This window comes from Streptomyces sp. NPDC002176, assembly GCF_044903645.1.
In the GTDB taxonomy this organism is placed as follows: Bacteria; Actinomycetota; Actinomycetes; order Streptomycetales; family Streptomycetaceae; genus Streptomyces.
In genome coordinates, this window is the sequence record NZ_JBJDQW010000001.1 from 1,677,068 (window position 1) to 1,692,958 (window position 15,891).

Annotated in this window: 14 protein-coding genes; 7 read left to right on the forward strand and 7 right to left on the reverse strand. The window is 69.9% G+C overall.

Features of this window, described 5'->3' with window-relative positions; all coding sequences use genetic code 11:
• Window positions 1–14 precede the first annotated feature (14 nt).
• The 4 genes from ACI2LY_RS07525 (at window position 15) to ACI2LY_RS07540 (ending at window position 4,903) form a co-directional block, all read left to right on the forward strand.
• Window positions 15–1,238, forward strand: a complete 1,224-nt coding sequence (locus ACI2LY_RS07525; protein WP_404706324.1) for an NAD(P)/FAD-dependent oxidoreductase — start codon at window positions 15–17, stop codon at window positions 1,236–1,238.
• A 281-nt stretch (window positions 1,239–1,519) separates the two neighbouring features.
• On the forward strand, window positions 1,520–2,272 hold the full coding sequence (locus tag ACI2LY_RS07530; RefSeq protein ID WP_404706325.1) for an ABC transporter ATP-binding protein: 753 nt from the start codon (window positions 1,520–1,522) through the stop codon (window positions 2,270–2,272).
• 5 nt (window positions 2,273–2,277) lie between these two features.
• Window positions 2,278–3,648: an FtsX-like permease family protein gene (locus ACI2LY_RS07535; RefSeq protein WP_404706498.1), complete on the forward strand. Its 1,371-nt coding sequence runs from the start codon at window positions 2,278–2,280 to the stop codon at window positions 3,646–3,648.
• Complete coding sequence (locus tag ACI2LY_RS07540; RefSeq protein WP_404706326.1) at window positions 3,635–4,903, forward strand: sensor histidine kinase; 1,269 nt, start codon at window positions 3,635–3,637, stop codon at window positions 4,901–4,903. Before ACI2LY_RS07535 ends, ACI2LY_RS07540 begins: the two co-directional genes overlap by 14 nt.
• 24 nt (window positions 4,904–4,927) lie before the next feature.
• Here ACI2LY_RS07540 and ACI2LY_RS07545 read toward each other — a convergent pair whose 3' ends face one another.
• From ACI2LY_RS07545 to ACI2LY_RS07570, 6 genes are all read right to left on the reverse strand, one after another.
• On the reverse strand, window positions 4,928–5,572 hold the full coding sequence (locus tag ACI2LY_RS07545; protein WP_404706327.1) for a response regulator: 645 nt from the start codon (window positions 5,570–5,572) through the stop codon (window positions 4,928–4,930).
• 23 nt (window positions 5,573–5,595) lie between these two features.
• Complete coding sequence (locus ACI2LY_RS07550; RefSeq protein ID WP_404706328.1) at window positions 5,596–6,288, reverse strand: hypothetical protein; 693 nt, start codon at window positions 6,286–6,288, stop codon at window positions 5,596–5,598.
• A 29-nt stretch (window positions 6,289–6,317) separates the two neighbouring features.
• Window positions 6,318–8,678, reverse strand: a complete 2,361-nt coding sequence (locus tag ACI2LY_RS07555; protein WP_404706329.1) for a hypothetical protein — start codon at window positions 8,676–8,678, stop codon at window positions 6,318–6,320.
• 20 nt (window positions 8,679–8,698) lie between these two features.
• A complete protein-coding gene (locus ACI2LY_RS07560; protein ID WP_404706330.1) occupies window positions 8,699–9,127 on the reverse strand; it encodes a hypothetical protein in 429 nt (142 codons plus the stop codon).
• A 119-nt stretch (window positions 9,128–9,246) separates the two neighbouring features.
• Window positions 9,247–9,963 (reverse strand): DUF4839 domain-containing protein, encoded by a 717-nt coding sequence (locus ACI2LY_RS07565; protein ID WP_404706331.1) that lies wholly within the window; start codon window positions 9,961–9,963, stop codon window positions 9,247–9,249.
• Between the two features lie 377 nt (window positions 9,964–10,340).
• Window positions 10,341–10,787, reverse strand: coding sequence for a hypothetical protein (locus tag ACI2LY_RS07570; protein ID WP_404706332.1), 447 nt, complete (start codon window positions 10,785–10,787; stop codon window positions 10,341–10,343).
• A 495-nt stretch (window positions 10,788–11,282) separates the two neighbouring features.
• Between ACI2LY_RS07570 and ACI2LY_RS07575 the strand changes: the two genes are divergently transcribed.
• The 3 genes from ACI2LY_RS07575 to ACI2LY_RS07585 all read left to right on the forward strand — a co-directional run bounded on the left by ACI2LY_RS07575 (window position 11,283) and on the right by ACI2LY_RS07585 (window position 14,457).
• The gene (locus tag ACI2LY_RS07575) at window positions 11,283–12,746 is read left to right on the forward strand and encodes an MFS transporter (RefSeq protein ID WP_404706333.1); all 1,464 of its coding nucleotides are present in this window, start codon (window positions 11,283–11,285) and stop codon (window positions 12,744–12,746) included.
• Between the two features lie 80 nt (window positions 12,747–12,826).
• The gene (locus tag ACI2LY_RS07580; RefSeq protein ID WP_404706334.1) at window positions 12,827–13,525 is read left to right on the forward strand and encodes a hypothetical protein; all 699 of its coding nucleotides are present in this window, start codon (window positions 12,827–12,829) and stop codon (window positions 13,523–13,525) included.
• A gap of 113 nt (window positions 13,526–13,638) precedes the next feature.
• Window positions 13,639–14,457, forward strand: coding sequence for a helix-turn-helix domain-containing protein (locus ACI2LY_RS07585; protein WP_404706335.1), 819 nt, complete (start codon window positions 13,639–13,641; stop codon window positions 14,455–14,457).
• 83 nt (window positions 14,458–14,540) lie between these two features.
• On the opposite strand, the gene ACI2LY_RS07590 is transcribed toward ACI2LY_RS07585, so the two are convergent.
• Window positions 14,541–15,869, reverse strand: coding sequence for a class I SAM-dependent RNA methyltransferase (locus ACI2LY_RS07590; protein ID WP_404706336.1), 1,329 nt, complete (start codon window positions 15,867–15,869; stop codon window positions 14,541–14,543).
• Between the last annotated feature and the right edge of the window lie 22 nt (window positions 15,870–15,891).

Here is a 15,891-nt window from a genome sequence, read left to right on the forward strand (position 1 = left end):
GAAGGTGAATCTGGATGAAAAATATCCTGGTTATCGGTGGCGGCTTCGCGGGCGTATGGAGCGCCCTCGGCGCGGTCCGCACGGCGCGGGAGAACGGCACCGATCCCGCCGACATTCAGGTGACCCTGGTGAGCAGCGGCGACGACCTGGTGATCCGCCCCCGGCTGTACGAGGCCGACCCCGAGAGCATGCGGGTGTCGCTGGACCGGGTCCTCGGCCCGGTGGGCGTGCGGCGCGTGGCCGCCACGGTCACCGCCATCGACACCGAGGACCGGAGCGTGGTCGCCCTCGGACGGGACGCGCGCGAGATCGTCCTGCCGTACGACCGTCTGGTGCTCGCCGCGGGCAGCCAGGTCGTACGCCCCGAACTGCTCGGTGCCGAGCACCTGTTGGACGTCGACACCATGGGCGCCGCCGCCCGTCTCGACCACCACCTGAAGCGTGCCGCCGAACAGGCAGCCTTCGAGGGGCAGTTCACGGTGGTGGTCGTCGGAGCCGGTTTCACCGGCCTGGAGATCGCCACCGAGCTGACCGAGCGGCTGCGTGAACTGGCGCCTGTGGAAAGGCAGGACGAGGTACGCGTCGTCCTCGTGGAGCGCGCGGACGTCGTGGGCCCGGAGCTGGGTGCGGGACCGCGGCCGCACATCGACGCCGTCCTGGCCGAACTCGGCGTGGAACCGCGCCTCGGCGTGACCCTCGACGAGGTCCGGGAGCGGTCGGTCACCCTGTCCGACGGAGAGGTCGTCCCCACGGCCGCCACGGTCTGGACGGCCGGTATGCGGGCCAGCGACCTCACCGCCCTGGTGCCCGGCGAGCGGGACCGCCTCGGCCGACTGCTGGTCGACGACCACCTGCGCGTCCAGGGCGTCCCCGGTGTCTACGCGGCGGGCGACACCGCCGCCGCCCGCGCCGAGGACGACCACATGGTGACGCAGAGCTGCCAGCACGCCGTGCCGCTGGGCAAGTTCGCCGGGCGCAACGTGGCCGCCGACCTGCTCGGCCTCGACCTCGTCCCGTTCGCCCCCGACCCGTACGTCACCTGCCTCGACCTCGGCCCCGCCGGAGCGGTGCTGACCTCGGGCTGGGACCGTACGGTGCAGCTCACCGGGCAGGAGGCCAAGGAGCTGAAGCAGCGGATCAACAGCGAGTGGATCTACCCGCCGGTGGACGACCCCGAGAAGATCATCCGGGCCGCCGACCACCGCACCACCTGGCCCACGGCCGAGACCACGGCCTGACCCCCACGGGCCCCGGAGCCACCGCCCGGTCCACCACGGACCGGGCGGTGGCGCTCGCCGGACAGCTGCGGCCCGGACAACTGCTCGGCCACCCTCCGCGGTTCTGCCGCCCGTGGGAGTCCTGGTGCTGGTCTGCACGCTGCCCGCCTAGGGCCGGTCGAGGAGCGAGCCTGTGTGCCCGCGGGGACCCGAGGCCGCCGCGGCCCGGTTCGGTTTTCCGAACCCCTGACTCGGGGGCTGGCACGATCGATCGCCGTGCCGGGTCCGCCGAGGATGACGGCATGGCTGAGACGACGACAAAGACCGGCACCGGAATCGCCGCGCGGGCGGAGGACCTGCACCGTGAGTACGGGCGCGGCGCCGCGGATGTGCATGCGCTGCGCGGGGTGTCGGTGGCCCTCGCGGCCGGGACGTTCACCGCGGTGATGGGGCCCTCGGGCTCCGGCAAGACCACCCTGCTGCACTGCCTCGCGGGGATGGACCGGCCCACCCGGGGCTCCGTCTGGTGGGGCGGCACCGAGATCTCCCGGCTGCCCGAGCGGCGGCTGGCGGAGCTGCGGCGCGACCGGGTCGGGTTCGTCTTCCAGGCGTTCAACCTGATGCCCGCGATGACGGTCGCGCAGAACGTCGAACTCCCCGGCCGACTGGCCGGGAAGCGGCCCGACCGGGACAGGGTGACGGTCGCGCTGGACCGGGTCGGCCTGACCGGACGTGCGCGGCACCGGCCGGGACAGCTGTCCGGCGGCCAGCAGCAACGAGTCGCGATCGCACGGGCGTTGGTCTCCCGCCCCGAGGTGCTCTTCGCCGACGAGCCGACCGGTGCGCTCGACCGGACCACCGGGCACGAGATCCTCGCCCTGCTGCGCGCCGGGGTGGACCGCGACGGCCGGACCTGCGTGATGGTGACCCACGACCCGGTCGCCGCCGGATACGCGGACCGGGTGCTGCTGCTCGCCGACGGCCTGGTGGTGGACGAACTCGTACGACCGTCCGCCGCCCAGGTCGGCGAGCGCCTGAGCCGACTCGGCGGGTGACCACGATGCTCCTGATCGCCCTGGGACAGCTGCGCCGCCGTCCGGCCGCCTTCGCCGGTCTGGCCGTCGCGCTCCTCCTCGCCATCGCCACGCTGACGCTGTTCGGCTCCCTGTTCGCCGCCGAGGTCACCACACCCGCCTCCGCTCGGAAGGCGAGCGCGGGACCCGGGCTGATGGTGATCGCCGGTGCCTTCGGTGAGATCGCCGTCCTGGTGACGTTCTTCGTCGTGGTCAACGCGCTGGGTTTCGCGCTCCGCCAGCAGCACAAGGAACTGGCGCTGCTGCGCACCATCGCGGCGACGCCCCGTCAGACCCGGCGGCTGGCCCGTGCCCAGGTCGTCACGACCACCCTGCTGACGGCTGTACCGGGCTGGGTCGCCGGGGTGGCCACGGCCCGGCGCTTCCTCGCCGGGCTCCAGCGGCTGGGGGCGGCCGCGCCGGAGGTCCGGGTGCCGGTGACACCGCTGCCGATGCTGGTCGCGCTGGCCGCCGTGCTCGCCGTCGGCCTGATGGCCTCGGCCGTGGCGGCCCGGAAGATCTCCCGTATCGCACCCGCCGCGGCCCTCACCGCGAGCTCCACCGAGCACGGACGGACCGGCGCACCACGCCTCCTCGCCGGAATCGGCGTACTGGTCGGCGGAGCCCTGCTGCTGCGACTGACCGCGACACGGCCGCCGGAACAGGTGGACAAGGCCGGACAGGCGGCGTTGCTCGGTTCGCTGGTGCTGCTGATCGCCGTCGCCCTGACGGGCCCGTTCGCGGTCCGCGTCCTCATCACCGCGCTGGGGGCGCCGGTACGGGCGCTGGCACCCGGTGCGGGATGGCTGGCCGACGCCAACCTGCGCGGGTACGCGCGGCGACTGTCCTCCGCCGTGGTGCCCGTGGCACTGCTCGTGGGACTGACGGGCACCATGCTGGTCATGACAAGCACCGCCGGGCACGCCGCGAACGCGACGGCGACGAGCGTCACCTCCGCGACGGACGTCTGGCTACGGCAGGCCGAGTTGACGCTCCTGGCCTGCTTCGCCGCCGTCTCCACCCTCAACACCCTGGTCGCCGCGACCGCTGAACGGCGCCGCGAGTTCGCGCTGCTGCGACTGGTCGGCGCCACCCGGCCACAGCTCCTGCGCATGCTGACCGTGGAGGCGGTGCTGACCACGGTGGTGGGCGTCCTGCTCGGCGCCACGGTCGCGGGCGCCGCGTCAGCCGCGTTCAGCGTGGCGGTGACCGGCTCACCGATGCCGTCCGTCCCGGCGGTCACCTGCGGGTACGTCGTCGCGGGTGCGGCACTGCTGACCGTCCCGGCCATCCTGGCCACGGGCCTGCGCGCGGTCAACGGCCCGGCGGCGGAGCTGGTAGGGGGTGGGCGTGACTGAGTACAGCGGTGGGACCGTTGGCGGAGACGCGGCCGAGCGGCGCCGATACCTGTCCGTCCGGGGCGGCGACTGGGCCTTCGCCGTCATCGGGCTGCCACTCGCCCTGCTGGGCGGCGCCTACGCGCTCGCCGTCCTGTACGCGGGGACGCTGCTCTCGCTGACCGTGCTCGGTCTGCCGTTCGTGGTCGCCGCGCTGCTGGGCACGCGAGGCTTGGGCGCGGTGCATCGGTGGCTGGTCGGCCGGTTGCTGGGCGAGCGGGTCGAGGCACCGGCGAGGCTGCCGCGCTCGGCGGGCGTGCTGGCCCGGGGCCGAATCGTGCTGACCGATCCGGTCGCCTGGCGGACACTGCTCTATCTGGTGCTGCGGCTGCCGCTCGGGGTGCTCGGGTTCGTCACCGCCGTGGTGCTTCCGCTCGGCTGCGCCTGGCTGATCGGCTTCCCCCTTTGGAGCCGTCTGCTGCAGCCGGACGCGCGGCCGACCGGCTGGCTGAACGCCTCCTCCGTGGTGCTGGGCCTGCTTCTCCTGTCCGCGCTGCCCGGCGCGATCCGGTCACTGAGCGGGGCGAACAGACGCCTCGCACGGCCGCTCCTCGGCCCGGCCCGTGCCCAACAGCGCGTCCGGGAGCTGGAGACCGCCCGCGCCACCCTGCTGTCGGACAACACCGACCAGTTCCGCCGCCTGGAGCGCGACCTGCACGACGGCACCCAGGCCCGACTAGTCGCCCTGGCCATCACTCTCTCGCTGGCCGACGACGCGCTCTCCTCCCCCGCCGGGCCCGATCCACGGCGGCTGCGGACCCTGGTGGACCGCGCCCGCACCCAGACCGACGACACCGTCACCGAACTGCGGCGACTCACCCGAGGCATCCACCCGGTGGCGCTGGACGGCGGTCTCGACGAGGCACTGCCGACCCTCACCGCCACCTCGCCGGTACCGGTCACCGTCCACCTGGACCTACGGGAACGCCCGCACCCGGCGGTCGCACGCGCCCTCTACTTCTGCGCCGCCGAACTCCTCACCAACATCGCCCGGCACAGCGGCGCCCGGTCGGCCGACCTCACGGCAAGCTCGGGGGACGGCCGTATCCGTCTGATGGTGCGCGACGACGGCCGCGGCGACGCGACACTCGGCACCGGCACCGGTCTGACTGGCCTCGCCGAGCGGCTCGCGGCGGTGGACGGCGTCCTGCGCGTGGACAGCCCACCCGGCGGCCCCACCGTCGTGACCGCCGAACTGCCGACGCGACTGGTCTGATTCACCCCGCCGCTCAGCCACCGCTCAGCCACCGCTCTCCGCCAGATAGGCCAGGACGGCCTTCACCCGCCGGTTGTCGGTATGGGTCGCCCGCAGCCCGAACTTCCCGAAGACAGCGGCGACATGCTTCTCCACCGCCCGCTCCGACACCACCAACTGCGCGGCGATGGAGCGATTGGAACGCCCCTGCGCCATCAGCTCCAGCACCTCACGCTCACGCGCCGTCAGAGTGTCCACCCTGCTCCGCCGACCACCCCGCATCATGAGGGTGACCACCTCAGGATCGAGCGCCACACCCCCTTCGGCGACCCGGCGCAACGCGTCCACGAACTCCGAGGTCCGGGCGACACGTTCCTTCAACAAATACCCGACCCCCGTCGCACCCCCAGCCAACAGCCGCTCGGCCCAAGCCGTCTCGACATGCTGGGAGAAGACCAGAATCCCCACCTCGGGCACCCTCGCCCGAATCTCGACAGCGGCGCGAATGCCGTCGTCGGTGTACGTCGGCGGCATCCGAATATCCACCACGGCCACGTCAGGCCGGTGCGCGACCACCCCGGCAAGCAGCTCTTCCGCCGTCCCAGCGGTAGCCACCACCTCGCACCCCCGAGCCCCAAGAAGCTCGACCATCCCGTCCCGCAACACGACAGAATCCTCGGCCAACACCACACGCAGACGGCTAGCCGCCACGGCTACGCGGGGTCCAATACGGGCTTCGCGGGGAGCCCGCCGTTGTTCTCGCAGCGCAGTTCCTTGGCCATGGCGAGGGAGTAGGAATGGGCGACGGTGGCGTAGGCGTTCTTCAACCCCTCTACGTTGTCCTGGGGGTCCTTCGGCATGCCGCCGCGCTCCACGCCGATCACGATGTGCGCCGGTCCCGACACACCGACCAGCTTGTCGCTCTGACAAGCGAAAAAGACGTAAGCCTGCTCAGTCCCTGCGAGGGTCTCCTCTCCCATCTTCAACACGGAGAATTTCGGGGCCGCCGGCTCATCCGAAGGAGCGTTCTGTGCCAGCCCCCAGGTGATCACCAGCTTGAAATGCGGCGTGCCGATGGGCGTGAAGATGCGACAGGCGTTCGTGTCATCAGTAGAGGAGGTCGGGTACGCAAAGGCGAGGTCCGAAGCGGACTGCGCAACGGTGTACTCCTTCGACGACGCCTCGAAGCGCGACGCCCCCGTGATCACTTTCAGTGCCTTGGACGCGTCGGCGGAAATGGCGTTGCCGCCGCAGAGCTGTGTCCCCGCTACGACCTTGTAGTCCTTCGGGAGACCGCCCTTGCCCTCGTCCCCCCCACACCCACTGGCCCCGAGAAGCAATGAACCGACCACAGCCGCGGAAAGCAGCCCCCCGCGCACCGACCTACGACTGATCACTGTCCGCATCCTCACGTATCCTCGGCCGCCCACCGGCATCAGCCGGTCTCCGGGTCATTGCCCTGCTGGTTTTCGCGGTCGTTTCCGATCCCGTAGCCGAGCAGCATCGATTCGCGCAGGTCCTGCGCGAACGGGTCCTTCTTGGGCTCCGTGACATAGCGGGAGAGGAAGTCCTTCATCGGAGCCTCGGCCATGCCTTCACCGGCGGAGTAGATCGCGTCCTTCTGGTCGTCGGTGAGATCCTCCAGCTTCTCCTTGTGCTCATCCACCGAGTTGTCGGCGGCATCGCCGACCACCTGGCCGATGAACTGTTCCGCAGCCCCGCTCGCCGTGTCCGTCGCCAGCGGAATCAGCACCGCGGCCGCTCCCACCGCCGCGGTCGCGGGCAGGAAGGCGACGCCCGCCGCGAGGCCCGCCGTGGCGCCGAACTCGACCCAGCCCGCCCGTGCGGCGACCGCCTTCTCGTAGTCCTCATGGGTCTTGAGGTTGGTCGCCTCCACCTGGTCGGCCCGCGACTGGTCGAGCATGCCCTGTACCTCGGCGCCCCTGAGCACGGTCGCCCTGGCCATGGCCTGGACCTCATCGGTGATCTTCCCGTCCGGGCCCACCGTCCCCTCCAGCGCGCTCCGGGTATAGACCTGCTCCGCCGCGGACAGCGTCGCGTAGGCATCCGGATGCTGCCCCATGGTGCTGAGGAAGCCGCGTACGACGCTCCGCCCGTTCCCGTCCACGGTGTCCAGGAAGCTGAGATGCGCGTCCGGATTCCTGCCCGGCGCGAACACACTGTCCGGATCGTTCTTGTCCAACGCCCAGTTGATGTCGTCGATGTAGCCCGCGCCCATGACGCCCAGGCTGTCGGCCATCGCCTCGTGGTGTTCCTTGAGCAGCCCCGGGTCCGAGGCGTACTTCTCCATGACCTTCTGCATGATCGCGACGTTGTCCGCGTCCCGCACCACATGGGAGTCCGGGTGCCCGGCGGGGTAGCCGAGCGTCGCCGCCTCCAGGGCGTGGCCGAGGGCGTCGGGCATGTGGTCGAGCGCCGCCTTGGACTCCTTCGGGTCGGTCGAGTTGGTGTCGGGGAAGGACTCCCACTTCTCGTTGCTGAAGAAGTCGAGGTAGTTGTCGATCTTCCCGCTGTCCTTGTCCTTCCCGAGGTCGGCCGTGGCGCCATGGTTGACCGTGCCGTCCTCGTTGTACGCGGTCGGGGCGTCGGTGAAGAACTTCTTCGCCGCCTCCGGGCTGTTGCCGAGCGCCTCGAGCATGGCGGTGGCCGGGTCGTAGCCGGCCCCGTCCACGCCGGAGGGGTTGTACGGGTTCTTCAGCCAGCCGTTCACCACCTTGTTGTCAGCGAACATGTACGGGTCCTTGGCATGCAGTTGCGCTACGTGTTCGGCGATCGGATTGAGGAACTTCGCGTCGTAGTTCCCGTTCCGCATGATCCCGCCGAGGAGCTGGTAGCCGAACGGCCCGTTGTAGTCGTGCTTGGCCAGCGGAATGCGCTCCGTGCCCAACTTGCGCAGTTCCGGACCCCACTTGTCGGTGAATTCCTTGTCGTGGGAGGCGGTGGCCAGGTTGAGGCCGAGGTTCTTCTGGAGCTCTTGGACGTCCTTGAGGCGCTCCTTGTCGACCTTGCTGTAGTCGTTCGTGTCCGTGGCGAGCTGACCGAAGAACGCGAGTGACTTCTCGGGACCGAGTTTCCCGTAGAAGTCCTTGGCGAACTCCTTCGACGAACTGTTGTCCTTCAGCAACTCGTTGAGCTGCTGGAGTTCGGCGTGGGTGAGGTCACGGCCCTTGGCCGCGAGTGCGGCGGCGCGGGCGGCCTCCTCCTGGTCCAGCTTCGTGTATGTCGGGGCGCTGAAGTCCTTGCGGTCGGTGACGTTGGCATCGAGGGCGTTCTTGAGGGCGAGATCGGTGTCGTTGCAGTTGTCGACGATGAGGTCGATCCGCTTCTGCCACGACTCGATGTTCTTCCTCTCCTGCCCGACGAGGTCGATGTAGTCAGGGTCGTGCCGCGCCAAGTGCTGTTCGGACAACGGATTCCGGGCCGTGACCTTGCCCTGGCCGTCCACGCGGATGCCGGCCGCGGGCCCTTCGTGGTCCCGGATGTCGATCAGGTCGTCCCTGGCCTTCTTGATGGCCGCGTGACCATCTTCGAGGACCAGCTTCACACCCCTGGCCTCGGCCGCGGCGTCCGTGAACTCCTTGACCGTCTTGCCGATGAACGCCTTGGTGACCCCGGCGTTGACGCCGTCCCAGTCGGCCTTGTCCGCCTTCGCCTTCATTCCGTGGGCGGCGTCGGCGGCGAGCTCGTCCAGCTTGCCCGCCATCTCCGCCCAGTCGTCGGCGGCAGCCTTCAACTGCTTCACCGGGGCGTGGATGATGTCCTCGTACTTCAGCATGTCGCGCGCTCCCCCGAGCCCTACTTCAGGTAATCCGTGAGTGCGGAAATCTGCGTCAACTGCCCCTCGATCTTCACCTCGTCCTGGGCATGTCGGGCCTTGCTGTAATCGAGGTGATTCGAAATCTGCGCGCAGGAATCCAGCAGCGTCTTCATATGCGTCTGCCAGAAGTCATGCACCTTCAGCACGGCCGAACCACTCACGAAGTTCCCGCTGGTCAGCGCCGTCGCCGCGTCGAACGTGGAGGCACGGGCGATATCGCCCTTCGTCGTCAACTGACCCAGCAGGTCATACGCGTCATTTCCGATGGCACCGAGGTCGTCCCGATTGACCACAAGGTCGTACCCGCCACCACCTCCGCCACCTTCGGCCGGAACGCTGTTGATCTGCATGGCGGATCGCTTGGCAGCCGTCGCCCGCGATTCGGCCCATTCCTGCTCGAACGTCACGAATTCCCCCAGGTCCATCCGGCAAGGCCAGACCACCATATCGGCGCGACCACCGCCCCGATCAACCTTCTTTTATGATCATTCGCCGCATAGAGCGAAAGGAAGGCAGCCCATTTCGACTACCGGGTCTCCGTAGAGACCGGGGCGAGGCGGAAGAGGCACTGGACCGGGTTGTACTCCACCACCTCGGCGACGAAGCGGAACTTGTCGCCCACCGCAACGCTGGCAGGGACGTCCTTGCCGGTCAGGTTCAGGTCGCCGGTGCTGAAGTCCTCGTACTTGAAGTTCGGGCCATCCGTCGTCTGCGACCCCTCGTCGCCCGGGCCGAGCAGGAAGTCGTAGCGCGTCCGGTAGTCCCCGTGGGGTGCCATGTACCTGATGGACCCGTCGAAGGCGATCGTCCGCCCCGCGTACTTGGCCGCGAAGTCCACGTTCGGCTCGTCACACGGGTCAGCCTTCAACAACGCTGCGAACTCACGGTTGTTCTGCGCCGTGATCACCTCAGCGGCAGTCGGCTCGTCTGCGGGCGGCGTAGCGGAGGGCTTGTCGCTGCCGACCGTCGAACCGGCCGACGCCCCCTTCTCCTCGTCCCCGTCGCCGAGCGCGACACCCGTGCCGATGACGGCGGCCAGAACCACGAGGACGGCAGCCCCCGCCCCGATCAGCCGCCACGGCACTGGGGGCTTCGGCCGACGGAAGTTGAGGGTGGTGCGAAGCTTGCCCGGGAGCTGCTCCACCAGCTCCCATCCGTCCTTCTGCATCTTCGAGATCATCAGACCATCGGCGCCACGAACCGTCCGCACGAGCTTGTACTCGTACTTGACCTCATCAGCCATGCGGCCCACGCCCCCCTGAAACGAACTGGTCCTACCAACTGGGCGTGAGCATAGATGACTTCGCGAGTGACTCGGGGGCATGAAGTGTCGGCTCATCACCGGGCCCGCGACGCTCCGCGAGCCGTACTGACGGAACGGGACATCTACTGGCCTTCTCCAGGAAACAGTCGCAACTCGTCCGGCTCATACCTGAGTTGATAAGCGCGGACGCTACTGCCGTTCATGCGGTAGACCGTGATGCTCGACAGGAACTGCTGCTTGATGTCCAGGGTGCGTTGCCGCTCCTTCTCCTCGATCCCGCTGATCCACACCTCAATGTGCTCCGGCAGCTTGAAGGCCAGACGATAAGCGTCCTCGTCCTCTCGCGGGGGCCGGAGTCAGTTGCCGCTCTCAGCCACTCGCGCGGTCGACGGAGCGATGTCAGCGATGCATGTCGCGGCGACGTAGCCGCAGAACATCACGCCGATGATGCCGATCACCGCGTCCGGTCCCCAGGATTCCCGAGTCAGCATCACCACCCACCAGAACGCCACCACCGCCTGACTGAGCCCCAGCACGGCCAGCCAGACCACGCGCAGGAACCGCGGCGCCCGCGCACGGACTTTGTCCAGCCCCAGTAGCAGGGCTCCGCCCACCACACCGGATAGGCCCGCGACCGCGACCACGTCTGCGAGAACGCGATCGGAGACCGACACCGCATTGTGATCGATCTCTGCCTCAAGGCTTGAGTACGCGAATGTGAAGAAAACGAAAAGGAGTAGCCGATAGGCGAACTCCAGGAGCAGCAGCACTGCAGCGACCCGACGGTTCAGTAGACGGTTCACCAGGTTCCTCTCACGCACTGCTCTTCGCGAGCTTGCCGCTCTTGATATCCCACAGGCTGCCTTGTCCCATCTTCCGGCCACCCGCGTGCGCGCTTGCGCACGGTACTCACCAGGGCAGCGTCCAGGAGGCCGAGTTCGCCCTCGTCCACCTCGAACCAGTCGTCGTTCACGGCCGGATATTACGGCGTGGCCGAGAGCGCCGTAGGTCCAGTCCAGACCATCGAGTCTCGCACCCGGCAGGCGGTCACACCGATTGCGCCTGAGGTCAGTCGGCTACGACCCAGCCGACGCCCTCGACGAATCTCCCCGCAATAAACAGCCCATAGCTGTCCTGGACAATCGCTGGAATGCCGGGCCGACCCCGTTGATTACCTGGCAGGTAATTGACCCCTCTGATCACCGGACGAGATTGTGGCCGGGCACTCGGACACCTGTCTGCCCAGCCGCGGGCGAGCCGCGTTTCACACGTCCTGTGATCGATCGGGAGTAAGAAGAATGACCACCGAGACCAACCGCAGCCCCGCCGCGCCGCCACCGCCCGCACCGACGGGCGGGAGTGCGGCCTTACCGCACCGGCTGATCCTGCCGACCGTGCTGGCCGGGGTCTTCATCACCACCCTCGACTTCTTCATCGTCAACGTCGCCATTCCCTCCCTGCAGACCGACCTGAAGGCGACCGCGTCCGCCATCGAATGGGTGGTCGCCGGATTCGGCCTGGCCTACGGCGTGGGCCTGATCACCGGCGGCCGTCTGGGCGACCTGTACGGCCGCCGCAGGATGTTCCTACTGGGCCTCGGGCTGTTCACCGTCGCCTCGCTGCTCTGCGGCATCGCCGAGTCGGGCGGCTTCCTGGTCTTCTCGCGGGTGCTCCAGGGCCTCGCGGCCGCGCTGCTCGCGCCCCAGGTACTGGCGCTGCTGGGCACGATCTTCACCGGTGCCGCACGGCTCAAGGTCTTCGCCGGTTACGGCCTGGCCATGGGACTCGCGGCCGTGTTCGGCCAGCTCATCGGCGGTCTGCTGATCGAGGCGGACATCGCGGGCTGGGGCTGGCGGTCCTGCTTCCTGGTGAACCTGCCGCTCTGCCTGACCATCATGGCGCTGACGGTGAAGGTCGTGCCCGAGGCACGGGCCGAGGGACGGCCCAAGCTGGACCTCCTCGGCGTCGTCGTGGTCACCCTGGCCCTGGTCGCCCTGGTCCTGCCGCTGATCGAGGGCCGCGAGGCTGGCTGGCCACTGTGGACTTGGCTTTCTCTAGGCGCGTTCGTCGTGCTGACCGCGGCGTTCGTGGCCATCGAGCGCGCGATCGCCCGGAAGGGCGGTTCCCCGCTGGTGAACATCGCCATGTTCGGCGACCGCGCCTTCACCGTGGGCCTCGCCTGCCAGCTGGTGTTCTGGATGGGCCAGGCGTCCTTCTTCCTGGTGCTCGCCCTGTACATGCAGGCAGGGCGGGGCCTGACCGCCCTGGAGGCGGGCCTGCTCTTCGCCGCCATCGGCGCGGGGTACATGTACACCTCGATGAACGCCACCAAGTTCGCCGCGAAGCTCGGAGGCCAGGTGCTGGCCGTCGGCGCTCTGCTGATGGGCGCGGGTCTGGTGATCCTCGGGATCACGGTCGCCCGGCTCGGCGACGGCGGCAGCATCGCCTGGCTGATCCCCGGCCTGGTCATCGACGGCGCGGGCATGGGTCTGGCGGTCGCCCCGCTCGCCTCCACGGTGCTCGCCCGGGTCAGCCCGCAGTACGCGGGCTCGGCCTCCGGCGTGCTCACCACCGGTCTGCAGATCGGCAACTCGATCGGCGTCGCGGTGATCGGCGTGATCTTCTACGACGCGCTGGGCGACGCCCCCGACCCGTCGGCCTACGCCCACGCGTTCGACATGGGGATCGTCTTCCTCGTCGCGGTCGCCGCCGCCCTGGCCCTCCTGGTCCAGGCGCTGCCCAAGACGAACGACGGCAAGTGAACCACCCCCGGTCAACTCCCGGGGCGGCGAAACCCCCGCGCCGCCCCAAGCTTTCCCCCGCCGAAGGAGAGAGTGCGCACGTGAGTGCCAAGGAACTGCTGGACCGTTACGTCGCCGTCTGGAACGAGCCCGACCCCGCCGTCCGGCGGACCGCGGTCGCCGCGCTGTGGACGCCGGACGGGCTGCACCACACGCAGACCCGCCGCTTCCAGGGCACCGAGGACCTGGTAGCCCGAGTGACCGAGGCCCACGACCAGTTCGTGACCGGCCAGGGACTGCGCTTCCGGACCGGCGGCGAGCCGGTCGGCCACCACGGCGCGCTGGCCTTCAACTGGGTGATGACCCCGGGCGACAGCGAGAACGTGCTCGCCGTCGGCTTCGACGTGGTGCTGCTGGACACGGACGGCCGGATCACCACCGACTACCAGTTCAACGAGCCACCGGCCGCGGATGCCGGGCTCGACGCCCAGGCCGACCGGTACCTGACCGCGGTGGCGGCCGGGGGCGAGGCGCTGCGTAAGGAGGTCGCCGACCTCTACCTGCCCGGCGCGGTCCTGGTCGACGAGAACGGCGTGCACGAGGGCGTGGAGGCCGTGGCCGCCGCGCTGGAGGCAGGCGGGGCGCGGCACCGCACGGGCAGCGCCTCGGCACAGCACGACGCCTTCCGCCACCCGTGGCGCGCGGAGTCGGGCGAGACCGGTGTGGACCTGCTGCTGCGCGACGCCCAGGGCCTGGTGCGTGCGCACTACCGTTTCCCCGGGGCGGGCGGGCGGGCCTGAGACACCCCGCCCGCGGCGTGGCAAGGACGCGGCGAGCAGGGTCTCCGCGGTTGTGCCTGACACCGAGGGTGATGCAGGGTGATGAGATGACCGAGGTGCGGGAAAGTCCGCAAGTGTCCCGTCCGGTAGGCGAGTTGGTGCGCCGGTGGCGGGAACACCGGGGCTACAGCCAGCTCGCCCTGGCGAGCCGGGCCGAGATCTCCGCCCGTCATCTCAGCTTCCTGGAGACCGGGCGGTCCAGGCCCAGCCGGGACATGGTGCTGCGGCTGGGCCGCCACCTCGACCTGGCGTTGCGCGAGCAGAACCAGCTGCTGCTGGCGGCCGGCTACGCGCCCGCCTACACGGACTCCCCTCTGGACATCGCCGATATGCTCCCGGTGCGTGACGCCCTCCGCCAGATCCTGACGGGCCACGAGCCCTTCCCCGCCCTCGTGGTGGACCGCAACTGGAACGTCGTGCTCAGCAACAGCGGCTTCCGGCTCTTCGCCGAGGGGGCCGCGCCCGAGCTGCTGCACCCCCCGGTCAACGCGCTCCGGCTGGCCCTGCACCCCGAGGGCATGCAGCCGAGGATCGCCAACTTCCCCGAATGGCGCGACCAGTTGCTCCAGCGGCTCCAGCGGCGCGTCGAGCTGACCGCCGAGCCGGGGCTCACCGAGCTGTACCGGGAACTACTCGGCTACTCGAGCGGCAGCGAGCCGGACCCCCGGCCCCACACCGACCACACCGACCTCACACTGCCGCTGCGCCTGCGGTACCGGGACGCGGAGCTGTCACTGATCTGCACCATCGCCACCTTCGGCATGCCGCTGGACGTGACCGTCGCGGAGCTGGCCGTGGAGGCGTTCCTGCCTGCGGACGAGGCCACCGGCGAGCTGCTCAGGAGCCTGCACACCGCCGCTCCCGCCGAGCAGGACCCGGCGGGAGCGGCGTAGAACGCGGGCGGGACGGTCAGTCCGCCCCGCCGGGGGCGGTAGCGAGCATGGCGCACATCCCGCGCACCCACTGAACCCGCAGGTCAGGCGTCCTTCTTCACCGGCTCCAGAATCGCCACGCACTCCACATGATGCGTCATCGGGAACAGATCGAACGCCCGCAGCGTCCGCACCCGGTACCCCTTCTCCCGGAAGTACCCCAGATCCCGCGCCAGCGCAGCCGGATCGCATGCCACGTAAGCGATACGACGCGCGCCCAGCGCGGTGATGTGCTCCACCGTCTTCTTGCCCGCGCCCGCGCGCGGCGGGTCGAGGACGATGAGGTCGACCTCGGTGATCCCGGTGCGGGGCAGGACGGACTCGACCTTGCCCTGCTCGATGCGCACGCGCGGGAAGTCCGCGAGGTTGTGACGCGCGTCCTCCACCGCCCGCTTGCCGGACTCGATGCCGAGGACCGCGCCCTTCTCGCCGAGGCGGTCGGCGAGGGCGCCCGCGAAGAGGCCGACGCCGCAGTACAAATCCAACGCCATCTCGCCCTTGCGCGGGAGGAGGCCCTGCATGACCGCCTTGACCAGCGTGTCGGCCGCCTTCGGGTGGACCTGCCAGAAGCCGCCGCTGCCGACGCGGTACGTGTGGTCGTCGGCCCGCTCGCGCACGAACGCGCGGCCGTGGACGCGGTGGACGCCGCCGTCCTTCTCGTCCACGCGCATGACCGAGGCAGGCTTGTCCAGCTCGACGAGCGGCAGCCGGGCGCCGGGGCGGGGCTCCAGGATGACCATGCGGTCCTGCGAGCCCGTCGCGGCGATCGCGTCGACGGAGGCCATGCCCGACCAGTCCCGGTCCTCGATGCCGAGTTCGCTGACACCGGGCGCGGCGATCATGCAGTGGTCGATCGGCTCGACCTCGTGCGAGCGGTGGCGGCGCAGGCCCGCGTTGCCGTCCGCGTCGACCGCGTACTGCACGCGCGTGCGCCACTGCGGGACCTGGCCCGCGGGCAGCTTGTCGCCCTCGGCCGGCATGACGGTGCCGTCCCAGCCCGCCTCCTCCGGGGTGAGGCCCGCGAGCCGCTGGAGCTGCTCCGCGATGACCTCGCCCTTCAGGCGGCGCTGCGCGCCCGGCTTGGCGTGCTGCCAGTCGCAGCCGCCGCACTTGCCGGGGCCCGCGAAGGGGCACGGCGCCTCGACGCGGTCCTTGGACGCGTCCAGGATCTCCACGGCGTCGGCGCGCAGGAAGCGCGCGCCCTCCTCGCCCTCGGTCACCCGGGCCACGACCCGCTCCCCCGGCAGCGTGTGCCGGACGAACAGCACCTGGCCCTCGGCGGTACGGGCGATGCAGTGGCCGCCGTGGGCGACGGGGCCGATCTCGACCTCGTACTCCTCGCCCACCAGAGACTTCTTCTGTTCTGCCTGCATGGTGGGGTGACTCCAAGATCGG

Coding starts and splice junctions, on each gene's coding strand:
- ACI2LY_RS07525 (WP_404706324.1), top strand. CDS start 15: ATGAAAAATATCCTGGTTATCGGTGGCGGCTTCGCGGGCGTATGGAGC.
- ACI2LY_RS07530 (WP_404706325.1), top strand. CDS start 1,520: ATGGCTGAGACGACGACAAAGACCGGCACCGGAATCGCCGCGCGGGCG.
- ACI2LY_RS07535 (WP_404706498.1), top strand. CDS start 2,278: ATGCTCCTGATCGCCCTGGGACAGCTGCGCCGCCGTCCGGCCGCCTTC.
- ACI2LY_RS07550 (WP_404706328.1), bottom strand. CDS start 6,288: ATGCGGACAGTGATCAGTCGTAGGTCGGTGCGCGGGGGGCTGCTTTCC.
- ACI2LY_RS07555 (WP_404706329.1), bottom strand. CDS start 8,678: ATGCTGAAGTACGAGGACATCATCCACGCCCCGGTGAAGCAGTTGAAG.
- ACI2LY_RS07565 (WP_404706331.1), bottom strand. CDS start 9,963: ATGGCTGATGAGGTCAAGTACGAGTACAAGCTCGTGCGGACGGTTCGT.
- ACI2LY_RS07575 (WP_404706333.1), top strand. CDS start 11,283: ATGACCACCGAGACCAACCGCAGCCCCGCCGCGCCGCCACCGCCCGCA.
- ACI2LY_RS07590 (WP_404706336.1), bottom strand. CDS start 15,869: ATGCAGGCAGAACAGAAGAAGTCTCTGGTGGGCGAGGAGTACGAGGTC.